Here is an 18,027-nt window from a genome sequence, read left to right on the forward strand (position 1 = left end):
AGGACGAGGTGGGGCCGAAGCGACGAGGCCGGGGCCGCCGTCCGGCTGCCGAAGTGCGCGCCGAAGCGCTCGCCGCCGCCGGCACGCTGCTCCTCGAATCGGGGATGGGCGCGTTCACCATCGAGGCGGTCGCCGAGAAGGCCGGTGTCAGCAAGACGACGCTGTACAAATGGTGGCCGTCGAAGGGCGCGCTCGCGCTCGACGGATACTTCCATGCCGTCGAATCCGCGCTCACCTTCCCGGATACCGGCGATATCGAGGCCGATCTGACCGCCCAGCTCCGCTCGTTCGTTCACGTCCTCACCCACACGCGCGCCGGACGGGTGATCGCCGAACTCATAGGTCAGGCCCAAACCGATCCGGACCTGTCTGCCGCCTTGCTCGAACGCTATTCGGGACCGCGCCGCCGGCTGGCCGTGGAGGCCATGCTCCGCGCACAGCGGCGCGGGCAACTGCGCGCCGATATCGATCCGGAGAGCGTCGTGGACCAACTGTGGGGCGCCTGCTACCACCGCCTGCTGCTACCGAATCTGCCGGTCGGCGAGAATTTCGCCACCACCCTGGTCACCAACGTCCTGTACGGCACGGCCACACCGTCGGACGGCCGAAAATCCGTCCGAGAGGACTGAATACACTCACCACATCCGCGAGCCGATCGATCGATGGGAGTGCCGTGCCGTTTCCCCCGCCCGAGCCGCGCGCACGGGATCCGCACAGTCGGCGACGAGCACTACAATCCCCGGCGGACGACAGCCGAAAGGACTTGCCTCCCGGCCTCCTGCCTGCGGGATACGCCGACGACGAACGAGGCGGCGCGGCGGGCGATCACCGGATCCGGGGTGCGGGGGCCGGGAGCGTGAAGGCGGCGTGGGGGCGGATCGCGCTCGAATCGTTTGCGGCGGTGGCGACCCTGGTAGGCGCCGCCGGTGTGGCGCTGCATTTCAATCGAACCGAGTCCCGGTGGCTGATTCTGGCGGCGTCGGGTGCGCCGTATCTGATGTGTGCCGCGCTGCTCGGGGTGGCGTTGTTCGCCGCCGCGAAGCGGTGGGCCGGCGTCGCGGTGGCCATTGCCGTTGTGGGCGTGGCGATCTGGACGCAGGCTCCGCTGTATGTCGGCCGCTCCCCCGGCGATCACGGCACACCGGTGACGGTGATGCAGGCCAATCTGCTCTTCGACGGCGCCGATCCGCACGCGCTGATCGAGCAGGTGCGCGAACGCAAGGTCGACATTCTGACCGTCGAGGAACTGACTCCGGCCGCGGTGCACGCCCTCGAGGGCGTGGGCCTGGACCGGTTGCTGCCGCATCGATATCTGTCACCTGGGCGCACCGCCACCGGTACCGGAATCTGGAGCGTCCATCCCCTCTCGGACACTGTCGAATACGACGGATTCGTCCTGAACCAGCTCTCCGCGACCGCCACCGTCCCGGGAGTCGGACCGGTCAGCGTCTATGCCTTCCATCCGGTACCTCCGATCTCCGGAACGCACCTGTGGGCCGACGAATTGTCCCGGCTACGAGCCATTCTCGCCCGCTCGCCCGCGGATCGGCCGGTGATCGTCGGCGGCGATTTCAACGCGACCTTCGACCATGCCCAATTCCGCGCGATGCTCTCGGACCGGTTCCACGACGCCGCCGAACAGGAGGGCGCCGGCCACCTCGTCACCTATCCCACAGACAAACGCTGGCCACCATTGGTCGGCATCGACCACATCCTGGTCGCCGACGGCCACGCGGACACCGTCGACACGATCCGCCTGCCCGGTGCCGATCACAAGGCGCTGATCGCGCAACTGCGCCTCGCCCGCCCGCAACAGCCCCCCGCGTAGCCCGGATCGATTGTCGGTACCCGCCGCTATCGTCGGCCCATGCACCCCGCCACCGCGGTCGTCGCGGACATCGTCGCAGCGATCGCCCCGCTGGACCGCCTGGAGCAGGAGCACATCCGGGAGACACTGGCCTGGCTCGCCGGCACCGACGACATCTTCCGCCGGGAACCTCCGGCCACACCGCCACAGCACCTGGTGTCGTATGTGGTGGTCGTCGATCCGGATGCCCGCGGCGTACTACTCGGCGCCCACCGCAAGTCCGGACTACACCTGCCCATGGGCGGTCATGTGGATCCGGGGGAAGACCCGCTGCAGACCGCCCGACGAGAAGCCGCCGAAGAGCTCGGAACGGATGCCGATTTCACCGTCGTCGGCGAAAGCCCCTTGTTCCTCACCAGCACCCGAACCGTCGGAACTCACCCCCACCGCGACGTCTCCCTCTGGTACGTGATCCGCGGCCACCTCGACCACCCCTTCACCCTCGACCCACGAGAATTCGCCGGCGGCCGCTGGTGGGAGATCGATCGCGACGCCCTCCCCGAATCCGACCCGCACATGAGCCGATTCCTCACCAAACTGCGCACCGCGCTGGCCGCGTAGCGTCTCTGCGACATCCCTGCGAGCTACAGAGTTCCGGTCTCGGGCCGGATGCTTCATTCAGCCCAGATACGGCTCGGTGCGCTGCTCTACATGGTGCTTCAGCCGTAGACGAACAGTGTCGTGCACCGGTATCTCAGGGAGTTCGTCCGGCCGAATGAATCGGACTTCGGTCGATTCGGTGCTGACCGCGATACGGCCGCCGACAACCCGACCGTAGTACGTGATGTTGAATTCCTGCCGGACTTCCCCGTCTTCGTAGGCGATGACGTGCGCCGGATCGGTGTATATCCCCAGTAGTCCCGTTATCTCGATGTCCAGACCGGATTCTTCTCTGGTCTCGCGGACCACGCACTGTTCGAGTGTTTCACCGATTTCCATCACTCCACCGGGAAGCGACCAGTTACCGGAGTCGCTTCGGCGCTGCATCAGGATCGAGCCGTCGGTGTCGACTACCAGCGCGGAGCCGCCGGGAACCAACGAGTTCGGCGTAGGTGCGTCCGGATCGCGATAGTAGTCACGGCGTGAGCCCATCCCGAACCCCTTCTGAGTAGCCGGTGGTCGTCTCCCAGATCTGTTCTACCTGATCAGCGAACGACTCGAATATTCCGTGCGGAGACAACTTCCGCAGGTGTAGCGCGGTGTGCTGGTAGCCGCGGGCACGGAATAGGTACGGCGTAACGATCATCTCGTCATCGAACCTGAACACCGAGTTGTACAGGTGTGTGGAGTGCAGGCCGACCGCGCATCCGGGGGCATCTGTCAGCGTTCCGAGCATCGACAAGGCATTCCGTATCCGCCCCGGAAGGGTCCCTCCCATCTGTTCGAGCGAGTCTCGCTCCAAGACGTGGTCGCAATCCGGGTCGGCGAACGCCAACCGGACTCGTGCGCCGGCTCGGCACTTCTTCACGACGAGGTCTGATGCGTTCGGCAACAGTTCGAACACGAACGGGTAGGCGTACCCGATGATGTCGATCTGCTTCGTCGCTTTGTGTAGTAGCTGAACCCACAGATCAGTAGGGATGTCCGCTCGGTGTGCGTATGCTCCGACGACTTCGGCTGTTGCCGGCGCTCCGGCGCTTTGGTCCGGCCGGGTCTGCGGCCATAGTGCGTCTTCGGGTTCGTGGAGTATCCGCGCCACCTCCGCGCGGGTACGTCGGTGCGGCACTCTTCCCGCTAGCCACCGGTTGACGGTCTTCGTATCTACGCGTACCGCTGCCGCCAGTGCGGCCGAATCGAGCTGTGCGCGAAGCATTGCCGATTGCAGGCGATGACTCATACCAGAACTTTAGGGGACGTTTCGAGCTCGAGAAAGTGTCCACGAGAACGTCCCCGACGAAGTTCAGGTGTCCGACCTGCATAAATACCGTTGCGGTAGCCCCGGCGCCGGGTCGAAACCGACTTCCCCGGTGCCGGGTGCCCTACCAAACGACGATGGAGCCAACATGGATGCGAAGCCAAGGCGTACAAGGCTTTACGTGTTTCCGGGCGGTGTGCTCGAAACAGCCGACTACGGCGACGACGAGTGCGGCGGATTCTATATCGAGTTCCGCATCAACTCACTGCCGCAACGTATTTCGGGCACTGCCGACGTGCCGCCACCTATCCGAACGATCGAGCCGGCCGACACCGAGAAGTGCGAGCGGGTGCTCCGGTCGCTGCGGAGACTGTGATGCAAGCACTCGGTTGGATCGTTGTTGTCGGGCTGCCGTTGGGGGTAGCGCTCTGGGCTGTCAGGCCGTATCGAGACTGAACCACACGGATTCCACTGTTCCGAGGTTCGCCTACTGGTCAGCATGTGACGCACCCCGTACCTATCGCGGTACGGGGTACGCGTTCCCCAGGGTGTCGACCGAGAACCGCTCAGGGTTTGTGTTCCTCGAGGTGGGTCCAGTGGCCGGGGGCGTAATAGGTGTACTTCGTCGCGGTGTACACCGCCAGCACTCCCCCCTCGAGGAACTTGAAGTTGTCCTCCGGGTCGGGGAAAGACTGTTCGTGGTCCGGCCCACTCGCTGTCGTGTATACGCGGAAAGGCATGACATCCACGGTATCCCTCGTCAGCGGAAAACGCCCCGGAGCGCCAGTTATACCAATGACTTTCCGAGCGCCTGTCGCCGCCGCATATCGTCGATGTACCCGCCGAACGGGTAGCTGCGCCAGTGTTCGGGCAGGCGCTTCAGCACCGTTCCGATGGTTCGCATCACGATCTCGAAGGTGCGCTGCCGGCGCGGTCCCCATCCGAGCCCCAGGGCGTCGCGGAACTGCTGGGGCAGGAATCCGGTGGTGAAGAAGCGGTTGACCCGCGCGAAGGCGATTCGCTGGGCTCGGCTGTACGGCCGCAGGCCGATGACCTGGTCCAGCAGATAGCGGCGGACCTCGTCGTCGAACGAGATCTCGTCCAGTTTGGCGTTCCAGTACTCGTCGAAGGCCGCCCGATCCGGCGGCCACAGCCGCTCCGGCATCTGCAACGTCGTGCCGAAACGCGCGGACTCACGATAGAACTCATCGGCTAAGTTATCGTCAATTCTGCCATAGAAGAACCTGGTCGAATCATCGACACCGCGATAGATGCAGGCGGCCACCCACAGTTGAAGTTGCGGATCGAAGGCGTTGTAGCGGACCGGGCTCCCGGGACGCGAACGCACCTGCCGATGCGAGGTGTCGACGGCGGCACGGTAGGCGACGCGGTCCTCCTCGGTCCCGAGCATCGCCACCGCCAGATAGGTCAGCGTCGTGCGGCCACGCTTGCGCGGATGCCGTGCGTACTGACCGCTTTCCACGGTACTTTCCACGACCCCGCGCCCGACGGGCGGCAACCCGAGCTGCATCACCACATTCGCGGGCCCGCCCAGCAATGCCGCGGGCCCGGCCATGTACTGCCGCCGGCGGGCGAGTCCGGCATCCGGCGCCGGGGCCGCGGCAACGGTTCGGGCGGCTCGATTCATGCGTATCACTCCGAGGGTTAATGAGGTGTCAGACGTCTCATCTTCTCACCACATGACTGTCGGCGGCAATGCTTCACCGAACGGCACATCTCGAATATGTGAATGTGTATTCTGACACTGATCCGGCGAAGCGATACGGAAGTGTTCGCCGGCCGAGGTGGATCGAGGTCTGTGTGGTGCTGTCGAGTTCTGCGGGCGAGCTGGTCCGGTCCGTCGGTGACGCGTTCGCCGCGGCATCGGTGTTGCGGCGGCGCGGCATGTTCGACCCGTGGCATCCGCTCGATATCGTCCGGACCGCGCGCGACGCGGGCACCTACGGCCCGTTCGTCACGGTGCTCGCCCACGCCGCGCGCCGCACACCGACCGCGCCGGCGCTGGTCGACGAACGCGGCACCCTCACCTTCGACGAGCTCGACCGCGAATCCAACGCACTCACCCGCGGGCTGGCCGCCCACGGTTTCGGGCCGGGATCCGTCCTCGCGGTGCTGTGCCGCGATCACCGCGGCATGGTTCTGAGCCTGCTGGCCGCGGGCAAGCTGGGTGCCCGGGTGGTGCTGCTCAATACCGGATCCGCCGGCCCCCAGCTCGCCGAGGTCGTCGCCCGCGAGAAGGTCGACGCGCTGCTGCTGGACAGCGAATTCGCCGACCGCGCCCGAGCCGTCCCCGCCGACATTCCCCGGCTGCTCACCTGGGACGACGAGGGCACCTCCGGCATCACCACCATCTACGCGCAGGCCGAGCCGCACTCCACCGACCCCGTTGCGGCGCCTCCGCGCCCCGGCGGGCTCGTGATTCTCACCAGCGGCACCACCGGAACTCCGAAAGGCGCTCCGCGAGACAAGGTTTCCCCACTGCAGTCGGCGCAGTTCCTCGACCGGATCCCACTGCCGCGCGAGGCGACGATGGTGATGGCCGCCCCCATCTTCCACGGAACCGGACTGTCCCAGTGCACGCTGGGCTGGGCGCTGGGCAATCGAATCATCTTCCGGCAGCGCAAATTCGATCCGGCTCGCACGCTCGCCGCGGTGGCCGACTACCGCGCCGCGACCCTCGTGCTGGTGCCGACGATGTTGCAGCGCATCGTCGATCTCGACGAATCGGTGTTGCGGCAGTACGACACGTCGTCGCTGGAGGTGATCTTCGCCGCCGGCTCGTCCGTGTCCCCTGATCTGAGCCGCCGCACCGCGGACGTTTTCGGCGAGGTGCTCTACAACCTGTACGCCTCCACCGAGGTCGCGGTGGCGGCGGTGGCGACTCCGCAGGACATGCGCGAGGCGCCGGGGACGGTCGGCCGTCCGCCGGTCGGATGCCGGGTCGCGATCTACGACTCCGACCGCAATCCGGTGACCACCCCCGGCGTGGTCGGCACGATCTTCGTCTCCAGTGGCCTCAGCTTCACCGGATACACCGACGGGCAGCACAAGGAGATCGTGGACGGGTTGTTGTGCAGCGGCGACGTCGGGCATTTCGACGCCGACGGCCGGCTGTTCGTCGACGGCCGCGACGACGACATGATCGTCTCCGGCGGCGAGAACGTCTACCCCTTGGAGGTCGAGAACCTGCTGGTGAACCGGGCCGACGTCGCGGAGGCCGCGGTGGTCGGGGTGGACGACCGCGATTTCGGAAAGCGGCTGCGCGCCTTCGTCGTCCGCACCGCCGGAGCGAGTGTCGACGCCGAGGAGATTCGCGACTACGTCAAGGCGAATCTCGCCCGCCACAAGGTTCCGCGCGATGTCGTCTTCGTCGACGAACTGCCGCGCAACGCGACCGGGAAATTGCTGCGGCGCCAGCTGGAAACCGAACGCGTCGCGCCCGCCGACTAGTTCGCTTCGCGGAACCGATCCGCCATCGGATACCAGCCGGGGGCCGCCGACGCGAGTTCCCCGGCGACACCGAGCAATTGCGCGGCCACCAGCTCGAGCCGCGTCTGCGGCCGGGCGAGGGTCGTGACCAGCCCCACCGGCACGGCGGCACTCAACTCGCGCAACCGGGTGAAGCCGTCGGGATCCCGGTTCGCCGCGCAGTACAGCAGGGCGCTACCCCACCGCTGACAGAATTCGGCACTGTCCCAGAGGTTTTCGGCCGAGCCGACATCGATGACCACGGTGGGCGGTCCGTCGATCACCCAGCCTCTGCGGGTCACCCGGCCGACCACCGCCACCGATTGCTGCTCGCAGACGCGGTCGATCACACTTCCGAGCGGCCCGTCCGCACCGACGATCGCCACCGCACCACGATCGGCCGTTTCCCGCATACCCACCTCACCTGCCTATCAGATCCACCAGTTGCCGGCGCAGCCAGGACAGGGCCGTCTCACCGCCCGGCCCGACGATGTAGAACGGATAGCTCTGGTGGACACCGGAATTCACGAACTCCGCGATCTGAGCCTTGCGCTCGTCCACGGCGCTCGCGTCGAGCTGACCGGCCAGCAACCCGAGACCTCCCGCGGCCAGCGCCGAATCGAGAAGATCGGCCGCGTCCCGGGAGTACCGGTCGAACAGCGCCGGATCGGGATTCGAGATCTCCACGAAGAATCCCGCGATGCGGCCCGCGAAATCTCCTTCGGGCATCGCGCAATACAGGTCTCCGGCGGCACAGAACGTGTAGGTGCGCGCAGCGAGCAGGCCGAACCCGCCGGGGCGCGGTCCGCCCGCGCCGGCACCGGCGACCGGCGGGCCGATGAGTGTATCGGTGGGTGCGCGGCGGGGATCGGAAACCAAGCCCGCCAACGCGATTCGGTCGGGCGCCACCACACCGTGGCCGGTGCCGATCTCGGCCGCGAGATCACCCGCGGCGTCGGCGCCCTGGCTGTAGCCGAGGATCGCGATGCGGGTCGCGGCGCACGCCTGTGCCACCGCGGCGACCGCGGCGCGGGCCTTGTCGACGGCTTCGTGCTTGGAACGGCCGTACACCTCGCCCTCCCACGGGAACGCCGTCGCGGGGTAGGCGACATAGCCGACCCCGACGTCGCCCGGGAGTGCGTCCACACTCGCCGCGAGCATCCCTTTGCGCGGGTCGTCGTCGGAGGTTTCCCAGGTGCCGGGAACGGCGAGCACATACAGGCCGGGACAGGCCGGCGTCGCATGCGCGGGCGCGCCCCCGCCGAGCTGCGCCAGGCCGTACGTCACCGCCACCAGACCGGCGGCCGCGAGGGATTTCCAGCGTGTATACGGAGACACGGTGACACCTCCGAATCACTCGGCAGCTTTGCCGCGACATCCGCGCGAGCGGTGTCGTAATTGAGAGAATGATAGATAACTTATCACTCTCGTTGGCCAAGTGGGGCCGGATTTGCGCGAATTGGCCCGCAGGAGATCCACACGTCCGAAGTCCGGAAAGATCTCCACGACAGCGGCATTGGAGGAGGATCGCCGACAGCGGCATACGACTGCCGCCGGGGCCTATGTGCAGTTCGTGGGCACACCCTGCACGGCATGTGACGGCCAGCGAGAACTGTCAGTAACTTGACGCCTATCCGACGCATGTTGCGGTTTCGTTCCGCACCACCGAGCAGACCGACTCATCGACGCGGGCCGGCGATTCGCCAGCTGCCGAACGGGTACGCGCACGGCATGAACCACCCCGAGAACACCGACGCGCACACCGATGCCGAACAGGACGACCAGGAAACCCAGGGCAAGCGCACAGTCGACGCGCCGCCGGAGACCTCCGGCACACTGGCCGGCCCCGGGCCCGCCCGCGACCAGGAAGAAGACCCGGACACCTGACAGGTGCCGGCGCGAAACCCGGTGGCGGTCAGGCGTTTCGACGGTGCACCGTCGCAGCGCGGTCAACGAAGGACCACACGGGTCCGCCCCGCGTTCCCGGTGATACCGCGGAAAGCGATATCCGGCCGGGAACGCGGGGCGGCGCGATCAGCTGTACTCGTAGAATCCGCGACCGGTCTTGCGGCCCAGCCGGCCGGCGTCGACCATACGACGCAGCAGCGCCGGGGGTGCGTAGTGCGGCTCGGCGAATTCGCCGTACAGCGATTCGGCGGCGGCGAGGGCGATGTCGAGGCCGACGGTGTCGAGCAGGGTGAGCGGGCCCATCGGGTAACCGCAGCCGCCCTTCATCGCGGCGTCGATGTCCTCGGCGCTGGCGTAGCCCGACTCCAGCATCCGCACCGCCTGGCACAGGTACGGGATCAGCAGCGCGTTGACGATGAATCCGGAGCGGTCACCGGCCTGCACGGTCGTCTTGTGCAGGGTGTTCTTGGCGTAGTCGGTCACGGCGGCGGCGGTCTCCGGCGAGGTGACCAGCGTCGAGATCACCTCCACCAGGGGCATCACCGGCACCGGGTTGAAGAAGTGGAGGCCGACGACCTGTTCGGGACGCTGCGTGGCACCGGCCACCTTGATCACCGGGATCGAGGAGGTGTTGGTGGCGAGGATGCCGGTCGGCTTCACGATCTTGTCCAGCTTGCCGAAGATCTCGTACTTCAGCGATTCGATCTCCGGCGCGGCCTCGATGACCAGGTCGCGGTCGGCGAACTCCTCGATGTCGAGGGTTACCCGTACCCGGGCGAGCACGGCGTCGGCCTCGTCCTGGGTGATCTTGCCCTTCGTCACGCCCCGCGAGATCGACGATTCGATGCGCTTGTGCGCCGCCTCGGCGAACTCCGGCGTCGTCTCCAGTACGAGAACCTCGCTCCCGGCCTTCGCGCATACCTCGGCGATTCCCGCACCCATGGTTCCGCCACCGATCACACCGATCAGCTTCACAGTCGTCTCTCCCACCATCTCGGTTCCGAACACTTGCGCGCCCATTATCGCTGTTCGGGTAGTTGGAACAGGTTGCGGGCAAACTCCGGTCCCCACCGGGCGCTTCCTCACCGGCCGCGCCGCGCCGCCGGGCGATCGGCGATCCCACTGCTCGACCGGCTCGCGGCGGGCCGCCCCCGGCCCAGCACGACGACACCCACCGCGGCGGTGGTGAAGGCGGCGCTGCACCACAACGCGGTGGCCGGGTGACCGGTGAGGTCGACCACCGGACCGGCGGCGGCCGGGCCGAGCACAGCGCCCATATTCAACGCCGTGGTCGCCAGCGCGCCGGCGATGCGGGGAGCAACCGGTGTCGCGGTCCGCACGATCGTCGCGATCAGCGTCGAACCGACGCCGAACGCGACCGCGCCCGCCACCACCGACATGACCACCACCCCGATCAGCACGTGCGCGGCCACCGCGGCGGCGAGCCAGATTCCCACGAGGAGAACCGTTCCGGCGAGGACGATCCACCGCTGATGGCGGTCACTGTAACGACCGGTGACGGTCACGCCGAGAAACGAACCGGCACCGAAGAGGGCCAGCACCACGGGAACCCACCCATTTCCGGCGACGGCGGTGGTGATGGTGCCCAGATAGGTGAATGCGGCGAACGTCGCGCCGTTGACCAGGAGTGCGGCCACGACGGCGATCAGGACCGGCCACTGCTTCAGCACCGACCATTCGCGCCGCATCGACGGGGCGGGCCCACTCGGCACATCGCCGTCCCGTACCCGCCGGCCCAGCATCGTCCACACCGGCACGAGCGCCACCACGCTGAGGACGGCGACAGCCCAGAACGCCGAACGCCAGCCCCACACCTGACCCAGCACGGTGCCCGCGGGTACCCCGGCGATACAGGCCACCGTCACCCCGGAGACCACCACGGCGGTCGCGCGTCCGATCATCGCCGGACCGACCAGCCGCGGAAGGGCGGCCAGCACGACCGCGAGGAATCCGGCATCGGCGATCGCCGCGACACCCCGCGTCGCCAGCAACGGCGCGAAACCGGTTGTGGTAGCGCCGATCACGTGAGCGACACAAAACACCCCGAGAAACGCCGTGGCCGAATACCGAACCGGCACACGGCCCGCCGCCATCGCCATCGTCGGCGCTCCCACCACCATTCCCGCCGCGAACAGCGAGGTCAGCAGACCGGCGGCGCCGAGCGAGACGCCGAGATCGTCGGCGATCTGCCGCAGCAGTCCCGACACCATGAACTCCGATGTGCCCTGCGCGAAAACCGCGACAGCCAGCACGACAACCACAAGGGGCATGAGTATGTACTCCAGGAGACAGGGCGCCGCATACGGCGCCCAGGGAAGGAAACCGGCCTCATCGGGCGCTGCGAGATACGCCAACCACACCGGTCGCTCAGCGATCGGCGGGAACCCCACTCACAACGCCGCCCGGCCCACAGGCCGAGCGGCTACCGTTCGGATGCCTCCGGAGAACTCACACCCCCACCCTAACAACGCGTATCGGCGGGGAAGACCGCGCCTCCGAAAGCCGCAGGGGCCCGGACACACTCGGCTCAGTCCAGCCGGGCCGCACGGTCGCGCAACAACGCTTGTTCGGCAGCGTTGGCGGTGAGATCGGCGGCGCGCAGGTAGGCGGCGCGAGCGTCGGCCGGGCGGTCCAGCTGCGTGAGGAAGTGCGCGCGAACGGCGTGTAGCAGGTGATAGGAATCGAGCGCGCCGGTCGCGGCCACCGCGTCGACGAGATCGAGGCCCGCGGCCGGGCCGTGCACCATGGCCACCGCGACGGCGCGGTTCACCTCGACGACCGGCGACGGAAAGCGTTCGGCGAGAACGGCATACAGGCCGGCGATACGTCGCCAATCGGTGTCGTCCGAGGTGGCGGCCATGGCGTGCGCGGCGGCGATGGCCCCTTGCAGGGCGTAGCGACCGGGCGGAACACCGCGACGCACGGCCAGGTTGTGCGCCCGGCCGAGGGCGGCGAAGCCGCGGCGGATGGACAGTTGATCCCAGCGGCTGCGGTCCTGATCGGGAAGCAGGACAAGCTGTTTCGTCGCGTCGCTGCGTGCGCCGGTGCGGGAGGCCTGCAATTCCAGCAGGGCCGCGAGGCCGAACACTTCCGGTTCCCGGGGCATCAGCCCGGCTAGGATTCGCGCCAAACGCAGTGCGTCGTCGCACAGTTCGGCGCGCACCCAGTTCTCGCCGGAGGTGGCCGCATACCCCTCGTTGAAGATCAGGTAGACGACCTCCAGCACGGACTCCAGTCGCTCGGCCAGCTGCGGGCCCGACGGAACCTCGTAGGGCACCTTCTTCTCGGCGATGGCCCGTTTGGCGCGCACGATCCGTTGGGCCACCGTGGTTTCCGGCACGAGATACGCGCGCGCGATCTCGTCGGTCGTGAGGCCGCCGACCATGCGCAGCGTCAACGCCACCCGAGCGGGCTGCGACAACACCGGATGGCAGGCGGTGAACACCATGCGCAGCAGGTCGTCCTCGATATCGTCCGTCTCCGGTTGCGCGCCGGTGTGTTCGGTGAGCAGGTCGTGCCCGAGCATCGGCAGTTTCCGGGCGAAGGTGGCGTCGCGGCGGATCCGGTCGATGGCACGGTGTTTCGCGGTGAGCATCAGCCAGCCGCCCGGATTCGGCGGAATCCCGTCGCGCGGCCACTGTTCCAGGGCGGCCAGGTGCGCGTCCTGTGCGAACTCTTCGGCGGTGGCGATATCACCGACCAGCCGGGTGAGTCCGGCCACCAGTTTCGGCCATTCGATGCGCCAGGCCGCCTCCACGGCCCGAGCCGCCGGTGAGCGGCCGTCGGCACCTGCGTGCGGACGGCCACTCACCTCGGGTAACGACATAGCGTCAAGCCTGGTCGTCGAGCTGGCGAATCTCCAGTTCGATATCCCATTCCGGCCCGTGCAGCCGCAGAAATCGCGCACCCCATTCCGTCGCCTCGTCCTGCGAGCGGGTCTGCAGCAGGCAGTATCCGCCGATGACCTCCTTGGACTCGCTGAACGGGCCGTCGAGCAGGGTCTGTTTGCCGCCGGTCTGGCGAACCCGCACGCCCTCGTCGACCGGTCGCAGTCCCGCCGTGTCGAGCAGCACGCCGGCCTTGGTCATCTCCTCGAGCAATGTGCCCATCTCCTCGGCCATGGCGGGGTCGGGACCCTGCACCGACGCGGCCGCGGGATCGAGACGGATCAGCATCAGATAACGCATATCCGCATCCTTCCTCATCGCACTTGGTAGCGGAGATACACCGCGCCCGAACCGAATGCCTTCGACTCCAGCAGGTCGAGATCCAGTTTCGCCTTGTCGTGAAACACCGGGATGCCCGAGCCGAGCGTGACCGGATGGACGACGATGCGGAACTCGTCGACGAGACCCATATCGATGAACGAATGCACCAGCTTCGGACTGGCGTAGATCGCGATCACGCCGCCCTCCTCGCGCTTCAGCGCCTCGATCTGCGCGGCGACGTCGCTGCTGATCAGCCGGGTGTTGTTCCACTCCGCGGACTCCAGCGTGGTGGAACAGACGATCTTGTCCACGGCGTTGACCCATTCGGCGTGCCGGCGCTCACCCGGGGAACTTTCGGCGTTCGGCTGCTGCGACCAGTGCCCGAACATCCCCAGGTAGGTTTCGCGGCCATAGATCGCGGTGTCGAAGTCGGCCTGGATGTGCTCGGCGTAGGCCTGCAGTTCGTCGTCGTAGGCGCGGAACGTGAACTCGAATCCCAGATCTTGTCCGGAGGAGGCATAACCGTCCAGGGTCATGTGTTCGAAAGCCACCAGTGTGCGCATGGTTCTGTCCTTCCAGGGTGGGCTGCCTCTCAGCCCCTCACCTACCCCTCGAACGGGGCACCCCCGGAATCGACATCACCCGAAAAAAAGTTTCACCGCTTGCGGCCCACCGCGGCGTACCCGGCGGCCGGGGGCGCTGACGCGGCGGTGTCCAGAGCGCTGACACCCTCGGGCAAGTCCGGGGTCACCCCTCCGGCGTGCCAATCGTCGATCGCCACGATGCCGGGCTCGATCAGGTCCATATCCCGGAAGAATCGCGCGACGCCGGCGTAGGAACGAGCTTCCATCTCGATCCCGCTCTGGCGATAGGCCGCGACCGTGCCCTCGACCATGGCCGGATCGAAGTCGGGGCTCAGGTGTGTCATCACCAGAAACGATCCGGGGGCCAGCGGCGCCAGCAGGGTATCGATGATGTCGTACACCCCGTCTCCCGGTACGAAGTGACACAGCGCTATCAGACTCAGCGCCACCGGCTTCGAAAAGTCCAGTGTCGCTTCCACTTCGGGCGCGGACAGAATCCTGGCCGGATCGTGTACATCCGCCTCGACGTATCGGGTGACACCCTCCGGAGTCCCGGTCAGCAGTGCCCGCGCGTGGGCCAGCACGATCGGATCGTTGTCGACGTACACCACCCGCGCATCGGGTGCCGCCTCCTGTGCGACCTGATGCAGGTTCGGCTCGGTCGGGATTCCGGTGCCGATGTCGAGAAACTGACGGACGCCGAGGTCGGCACTCAGATGCCGGACCGCGCGCACCATGAACGACCGATTACCTCGTGCCACCGTCCGCACCGACGGAATCGCCTGCTCGATCGCTGCCGCCGCCACCCGATCGGCCTCGTAATTGTCACGTCCACCGAGGTAGTAGTCGTAGATGCGGGCACTGTGCGCCCGGTCCTGTCCGAGATCCACCACACCGCCGTCGTCGGCCACGACCCGCTCCTCTCCACTTGTGTTGTCGCAGAGGAGTTAACCACTGCACGCCGCGCGCACACCACGGCGTCGAAGGCAGCTGGATGGCTCCGGGAGCGCCTACGGCCCCGCGACCGGGCTGAGGCAGCTGGCCGGCGGGTCGACGAAGATACACAGGGCCGGGGCGCGGGTGGGACGGTAGCCGCCGGGGACGCCACCGGCGGCGACGATCTGCGCGTAGGTGCCGACGGCGTCGGTGGGGCGACGGGTGAGCGACGGATCGGTGCGGACGTCGACGGTGTAGAGGCCGAAACGCGGTGTGTAGCTGCCCCATTCGTAGTTGTCGGTGAGGCTCCAGTAGTTGTAGCCCATCACGTTCATACCGTCGGCCTTGGCGCGCTGCAGCCAGTAGACGGTGTCGCGGAGGTGATCGCTGCGGGTGTAGCCGTCGCCGCGGGGCAGACCGTTCTCGGTGGGCATCCCGTTCTCGACGATATACAGCGGCTTACCGGGGAACCGGCGCGAATAGTGCTGCAACGCGTAGTAGATGCCCTCGGTGCGCAGCGGCATGTCCCAGATGCGCGGGCCGGGCAGATTCGGCAGCGACGAGCCGGTGGCCCGGCCGATCGCACTGTACAGCGACTGCGCCGGGTCGAATCCGAAGTAGTAGTCGACGCCCACGTAGTCGAGGCGGGCGCCGATCCGGTCCATCAACTCACCGTTGACCTGATCCTCCGCGCCCGCGACGTATCCGACGTTGGCGGTGACCTGAGCTCCGGGCTGCTTCTGATGGATGTAGTCGTAGCTGGCGTTGTGCACGTCGACGACCCCGGTCAGCATGGTACTGGCGTCGGCGCCGGCCTCGCGAACCTCGTTCTGGATGTAGGCGACAGGTTCGTTCACTGTGACCCACAACGGGTTCCGCGAGGAATAGCGGTCCACGACGGCACGCATGTCGGCCAGCCAATCGCCCACCATGCCCGGATTGCGCCAGCCGCCCCGGTCTGCCTCCCAGCCCGGATACACCCAGTGATCGAGGGTGATCATCGGCCGCATCCCGGCGCGCACGATGCTGTCGACCACCGAATCGTAGAAGCGGAACGCGTTCTCGTCCCACTTCCCGGGCTCGGGTTGCAGCCGCGCCCACTCGATCCCGACCCGGAACACCCGCATTCCCATATCGGCGGCCAGCCGGATGTCGGAGTCGTAGCGATCGGCGAAGTCGACCGAATCCCGCAGTGGTTCGTACCCGGGGTTGTGCGCGATGTAACGAGTCCAGTTGCTGTCGGGCGTTCGGCCTTCGGACTGGAAGCCCGAACTCGCCACACCCCAGAGGAATCCGGAGTCCAGCGAAGCGAGCCCCGCGGCCCGCATCGGTGGGCCGGCCAGGGCCGGAGTGCCGCTCAGCAACACCGACGCAACAGCGACGAACACGGCCGAGACATTGCGCAGAAACCGGGATCGCATCAAGCCAGGGTAACGAATGGACCCGCTCCTCGCTGGTGATCGGTCACCACTACGTCACCGTCGCAATGGGATCCGTCGCGGCACCAGCGACCCGCGAGCATCGCAGCCTCCGACGGGTCGCATCGCACCGGACGACGGACAGCCGCCCGGCTCTGCGCTGGTCAGATCGTTTTCTCCCGCAGTCGGTCCGCGACCCACATGTCGATCTCCCGGAGAGCGGCGGTGGCCATGCCGGTCGGGCGGAAGGTGAAGGCGTGGGTGGATTCGGGATAGACGCGGACGTCGACATCGTTTCCCGCCACGGCGAGTCGGGCGGCCAGCGCCAGATTGTCTTCGAGGAGGATGTCGCGTTGCCCTACCACCAGCAGGGCCGGCGGTAGGTCGGCGAGGTTGCCGTAGAGGGGAGAGATGTCGGGGTCGGTGCGGTCCGCGACGTGCCCGGCGTAGGCCTCGATGAAGTACTCGTCGGCGTACAGCCGGCCACCGGGAGATCGCCCGCTCAGGTCGTAGGCGCCGTACTGCAGGACGGCGCCGGCGAACCGATCGGCCAGGCCTCGATCTCGCAGACGCGGCAGGGTGGTCAGGGCCAGGGTGGCTCCCGCCGATGCCCCGCCCACGACGAATGCCGATGTGCCGAACAACGATTGCGCACACTCCACCAGCCACACCGCCGCGGTTTCGCAATCGTCGGGTGCCGCGGGCCAAGGATCCTCGGGTGCCAGTCGATAGTCGACGCTCACCACCGCCACTGCGAGAGCGTCGGCCAGCACCGCATTGCGCGCATCACCACTGGCCGCCGAACCGATATAGAACCCGCCCGCGTGAATATCGAGATAGACGCCCCGCATCTCGGTCTCCCGGGGAACGGTGACCCGCACAGGAACTCGACGACCGCCGGCTTCGGCCATCTGCTGGACGGCCCGGGGACCCGACGGCGGCCGGGACGCGGCCTGCCTCGCCCGGACCCACCGGCCGACCTGCGGGCACTGCGCGCCGGTGACGACCCCACGGTGGGCGGGCGCGGCGCCCGGTCCGGCAGACTGGGCGGATGGCACATTCCGCCGCGTACCGCCCCACCCCGGCGGATCTGGCCGCCGCGAAGGACCGGACCATTCCCGATCTGGTGGCACCCGATCTGCGGGTGCTGTTCTGCGGGATCAATCCGGGCCTGTGGTCGGGCGCGACCGGCCACCATTTCGCGCGGCCCGGAAACCGCTTCTGGCCCGCGCTGTTCCGGTCCGGCTTCACTCCCCGCCTGTTCCGTCCCGATGAGCAGAAGGAACTGCTCGCCCTCGGGCTCGGCATCACCAACGTCGCCGCGCGAACGACGGCGAAGGCCGACGAGCTGACCGCGGCGGAATTGCGCGACGGCGGCCGGGCGCTAGCCGAGCGAGTCCGGCACTACCGACCCCGTGTCCTTGCCGTCCTCGGTCTGGGCGCCTACCGCACCGCCTTCGGCCGGCCGCGCACCACCGTCGGACGCCAGGCCGAAACCCTCGGCGCCACCGAAATCTGGGTGCTACCCAACCCGAGCGGCCTCAACGCCCACTACACCCTCGACGCCCTGGCCGCCGAATTCCGCATACTGCGGGAAGCGACGGAACCCGGCTGACGGCCGACGAAGACCGCTGTCATCCGATCCGAACGACCCGTGCCCATCCGGGCGGCCGGGCCGGTGCGGTGCGGACGACGAGGTGTAGAAAGACGGTCTACTGCAGTGCTTTTCGCGTTCTCCGGT

At 67.5% G+C, this 18,027-nt stretch carries 21 protein-coding genes; 7 read left to right on the forward strand and 14 right to left on the reverse strand.

The window, feature by feature from the left end:
* Positions 1 to 53 precede the first annotated feature (53 nt).
* From NMI01S_RS16015 to NMI01S_RS16025, 3 genes are all read left to right on the forward strand, one after another.
* On the forward strand, positions 54 to 629 hold the full coding sequence (locus tag NMI01S_RS16015; protein ID WP_245716915.1) for a TetR/AcrR family transcriptional regulator: 576 nt from the start codon (positions 54 to 56) through the stop codon (positions 627 to 629).
* 272 nt (positions 630 to 901) lie between these two features.
* Complete coding sequence (locus NMI01S_RS16020) at positions 902 to 1,828, forward strand: endonuclease/exonuclease/phosphatase family protein (protein ID WP_062998667.1); 927 nt, start codon at positions 902 to 904, stop codon at positions 1,826 to 1,828.
* Positions 1,829 to 1,867: 39 nt separating this feature from the next.
* Entirely contained in the window at positions 1,868 to 2,428 is a 561-nt protein-coding gene (locus tag NMI01S_RS16025) for an NUDIX hydrolase (protein ID WP_062998002.1), read from the forward strand.
* A 57-nt stretch (positions 2,429 to 2,485) separates the two neighbouring features.
* Here the strand turns inward: NMI01S_RS16025 and NMI01S_RS16030 are convergent, their stop codons facing one another.
* Together NMI01S_RS16030 and NMI01S_RS16035 are read right to left on the reverse strand one after the other, a co-directional pair.
* Positions 2,486 to 2,959, reverse strand: coding sequence for an NUDIX domain-containing protein (locus NMI01S_RS16030; RefSeq protein WP_062998004.1), 474 nt, complete (start codon positions 2,957 to 2,959; stop codon positions 2,486 to 2,488).
* Positions 2,943 to 3,704 carry a hypothetical protein gene (locus tag NMI01S_RS16035; RefSeq protein WP_062998005.1) on the reverse strand — a complete coding sequence of 254 codons (762 nt, stop codon included), beginning with the start codon at positions 3,702 to 3,704 and terminating at the stop codon, positions 2,943 to 2,945. The genes NMI01S_RS16030 and NMI01S_RS16035 overlap by 17 nt, the downstream gene beginning before the upstream one ends.
* A 166-nt stretch (positions 3,705 to 3,870) precedes the next feature.
* On the opposite strand from NMI01S_RS16035, the gene NMI01S_RS16040 reads away from it, so the two are divergent.
* Positions 3,871 to 4,098: a hypothetical protein gene (locus NMI01S_RS16040; RefSeq protein WP_157126200.1), complete on the forward strand. Its 228-nt coding sequence runs from the start codon at positions 3,871 to 3,873 to the stop codon at positions 4,096 to 4,098.
* A gap of 190 nt (positions 4,099 to 4,288) precedes the next feature.
* On the opposite strand, the gene NMI01S_RS16045 is transcribed toward NMI01S_RS16040, so the two are convergent.
* Together NMI01S_RS16045 and NMI01S_RS16050 are read right to left on the reverse strand one after the other, a co-directional pair.
* Positions 4,289 to 4,462, reverse strand: coding sequence for a hypothetical protein (locus NMI01S_RS16045; protein ID WP_157126201.1), 174 nt, complete (start codon positions 4,460 to 4,462; stop codon positions 4,289 to 4,291).
* 47 nt (positions 4,463 to 4,509) lie between these two features.
* Complete coding sequence (locus tag NMI01S_RS16050; protein ID WP_084513002.1) at positions 4,510 to 5,370, reverse strand: oxygenase MpaB family protein; 861 nt, start codon at positions 5,368 to 5,370, stop codon at positions 4,510 to 4,512.
* 176 nt (positions 5,371 to 5,546) lie between these two features.
* On the opposite strand from NMI01S_RS16050, the gene NMI01S_RS16055 reads away from it, so the two are divergent.
* Entirely contained in the window at positions 5,547 to 7,193 is a 1,647-nt protein-coding gene (locus NMI01S_RS16055) for an acyl-CoA synthetase (protein ID WP_245716884.1), read from the forward strand.
* On the opposite strand, the gene NMI01S_RS16060 is transcribed toward NMI01S_RS16055, so the two are convergent.
* Positions 7,190 to 7,624, reverse strand: coding sequence for a hypothetical protein (locus NMI01S_RS16060; RefSeq protein WP_157126202.1), 435 nt, complete (start codon positions 7,622 to 7,624; stop codon positions 7,190 to 7,192). The genes NMI01S_RS16055 and NMI01S_RS16060 overlap by 4 nt on opposite strands.
* A 7-nt stretch (positions 7,625 to 7,631) precedes the next feature.
* Positions 7,632 to 8,549, reverse strand: a complete 918-nt coding sequence (locus NMI01S_RS16065; protein ID WP_084513004.1) for a cutinase family protein — start codon at positions 8,547 to 8,549, stop codon at positions 7,632 to 7,634.
* A gap of 393 nt (positions 8,550 to 8,942) precedes the next feature.
* Here NMI01S_RS16065 and NMI01S_RS34865 point away from each other — a divergent pair, with 393 nt between their 5' ends.
* Positions 8,943 to 9,098: a hypothetical protein gene (locus NMI01S_RS34865; RefSeq protein WP_157126203.1), complete on the forward strand. Its 156-nt coding sequence runs from the start codon at positions 8,943 to 8,945 to the stop codon at positions 9,096 to 9,098.
* A 147-nt stretch (positions 9,099 to 9,245) separates the two neighbouring features.
* Here NMI01S_RS34865 and NMI01S_RS16070 read toward each other — a convergent pair whose 3' ends face one another.
* From NMI01S_RS16070 to NMI01S_RS16105, 8 genes are all read right to left on the reverse strand, one after another.
* Entirely contained in the window at positions 9,246 to 10,094 is an 849-nt protein-coding gene (locus NMI01S_RS16070) for a 3-hydroxybutyryl-CoA dehydrogenase (RefSeq protein ID WP_062998675.1), read from the reverse strand.
* Positions 10,095 to 10,201: 107 nt separating this feature from the next.
* A complete protein-coding gene (locus tag NMI01S_RS16075) occupies positions 10,202 to 11,410 on the reverse strand; it encodes a Cmx/CmrA family chloramphenicol efflux MFS transporter (RefSeq protein ID WP_062998677.1) in 1,209 nt (402 codons plus the stop codon).
* Positions 11,411 to 11,667: 257 nt separating this feature from the next.
* Positions 11,668 to 12,966 (reverse strand): RNA polymerase sigma factor, encoded by a 1,299-nt coding sequence (locus tag NMI01S_RS16080; protein ID WP_062998016.1) that lies wholly within the window; start codon positions 12,964 to 12,966, stop codon positions 11,668 to 11,670.
* Between the two features lie 4 nt (positions 12,967 to 12,970).
* Entirely contained in the window at positions 12,971 to 13,327 is a 357-nt protein-coding gene (locus tag NMI01S_RS16085) for a YciI family protein (RefSeq protein ID WP_062998679.1), read from the reverse strand.
* Between the two features lie 14 nt (positions 13,328 to 13,341).
* Entirely contained in the window at positions 13,342 to 13,911 is a 570-nt protein-coding gene (locus NMI01S_RS16090; protein ID WP_062998018.1) for a dihydrofolate reductase family protein, read from the reverse strand.
* Between the two features lie 92 nt (positions 13,912 to 14,003).
* Complete coding sequence (locus NMI01S_RS16095) at positions 14,004 to 14,843, reverse strand: SAM-dependent methyltransferase (RefSeq protein WP_218021025.1); 840 nt, start codon at positions 14,841 to 14,843, stop codon at positions 14,004 to 14,006.
* Positions 14,844 to 14,942: 99 nt separating this feature from the next.
* Positions 14,943 to 16,289 carry a family 1 glycosylhydrolase gene (locus tag NMI01S_RS16100; RefSeq protein WP_062998020.1) on the reverse strand — a complete coding sequence of 449 codons (1,347 nt, stop codon included), beginning with the start codon at positions 16,287 to 16,289 and terminating at the stop codon, positions 14,943 to 14,945.
* 161 nt (positions 16,290 to 16,450) lie between these two features.
* Entirely contained in the window at positions 16,451 to 17,344 is an 894-nt protein-coding gene (locus NMI01S_RS16105; protein WP_439956264.1) for an alpha/beta hydrolase fold domain-containing protein, read from the reverse strand.
* Here NMI01S_RS16105 and mug point away from each other — a divergent pair.
* Positions 17,338 to 17,901 (forward strand): G/U mismatch-specific DNA glycosylase, encoded by a 564-nt coding sequence (mug, locus tag NMI01S_RS16110; protein WP_062998024.1) that lies wholly within the window; start codon positions 17,338 to 17,340, stop codon positions 17,899 to 17,901. The genes NMI01S_RS16105 and mug overlap by 7 nt on opposite strands.
* The last annotated feature ends 126 nt before the right edge of the window (positions 17,902 to 18,027 follow it).

This window comes from Nocardia mikamii NBRC 108933 (assembly GCF_001613505.1).
GTDB classification, from domain to species: Bacteria; Actinomycetota; Actinomycetes; order Mycobacteriales; family Mycobacteriaceae; genus Nocardia; species Nocardia mikamii.

Coding starts and splice junctions, on each gene's coding strand:
- NMI01S_RS16040 (WP_157126200.1), top strand. CDS start 3,871: ATGGATGCGAAGCCAAGGCGTACAAGGCTTTACGTGTTTCCGGGCGGT.
- mug (WP_062998024.1), top strand. CDS start 17,338: ATGGCACATTCCGCCGCGTACCGCCCCACCCCGGCGGATCTGGCCGCC.
- NMI01S_RS16080 (WP_062998016.1), bottom strand. CDS start 12,966: ATGTCGTTACCCGAGGTGAGTGGCCGTCCGCACGCAGGTGCCGACGGC.
- NMI01S_RS34865 (WP_157126203.1), top strand. CDS start 8,943: ATGAACCACCCCGAGAACACCGACGCGCACACCGATGCCGAACAGGAC.
- NMI01S_RS16050 (WP_084513002.1), bottom strand. CDS start 5,370: ATGAATCGAGCCGCCCGAACCGTTGCCGCGGCCCCGGCGCCGGATGCC.
- NMI01S_RS16030 (WP_062998004.1), bottom strand. CDS start 2,959: ATGGGCTCACGCCGTGACTACTATCGCGATCCGGACGCACCTACGCCG.
- NMI01S_RS16025 (WP_062998002.1), top strand. CDS start 1,868: ATGCACCCCGCCACCGCGGTCGTCGCGGACATCGTCGCAGCGATCGCC.
- NMI01S_RS16060 (WP_157126202.1), bottom strand. CDS start 7,624: ATGCGGGAAACGGCCGATCGTGGTGCGGTGGCGATCGTCGGTGCGGAC.
- NMI01S_RS16045 (WP_157126201.1), bottom strand. CDS start 4,462: ATGCCTTTCCGCGTATACACGACAGCGAGTGGGCCGGACCACGAACAG.
- NMI01S_RS16075 (WP_062998677.1), bottom strand. CDS start 11,410: ATGCCCCTTGTGGTTGTCGTGCTGGCTGTCGCGGTTTTCGCGCAGGGC.
- NMI01S_RS16090 (WP_062998018.1), bottom strand. CDS start 13,911: ATGCGCACACTGGTGGCTTTCGAACACATGACCCTGGACGGTTATGCC.
- NMI01S_RS16100 (WP_062998020.1), bottom strand. CDS start 16,289: ATGCGATCCCGGTTTCTGCGCAATGTCTCGGCCGTGTTCGTCGCTGTT.
- NMI01S_RS16035 (WP_062998005.1), bottom strand. CDS start 3,704: ATGAGTCATCGCCTGCAATCGGCAATGCTTCGCGCACAGCTCGATTCG.
- NMI01S_RS16085 (WP_062998679.1), bottom strand. CDS start 13,327: ATGCGTTATCTGATGCTGATCCGTCTCGATCCCGCGGCCGCGTCGGTG.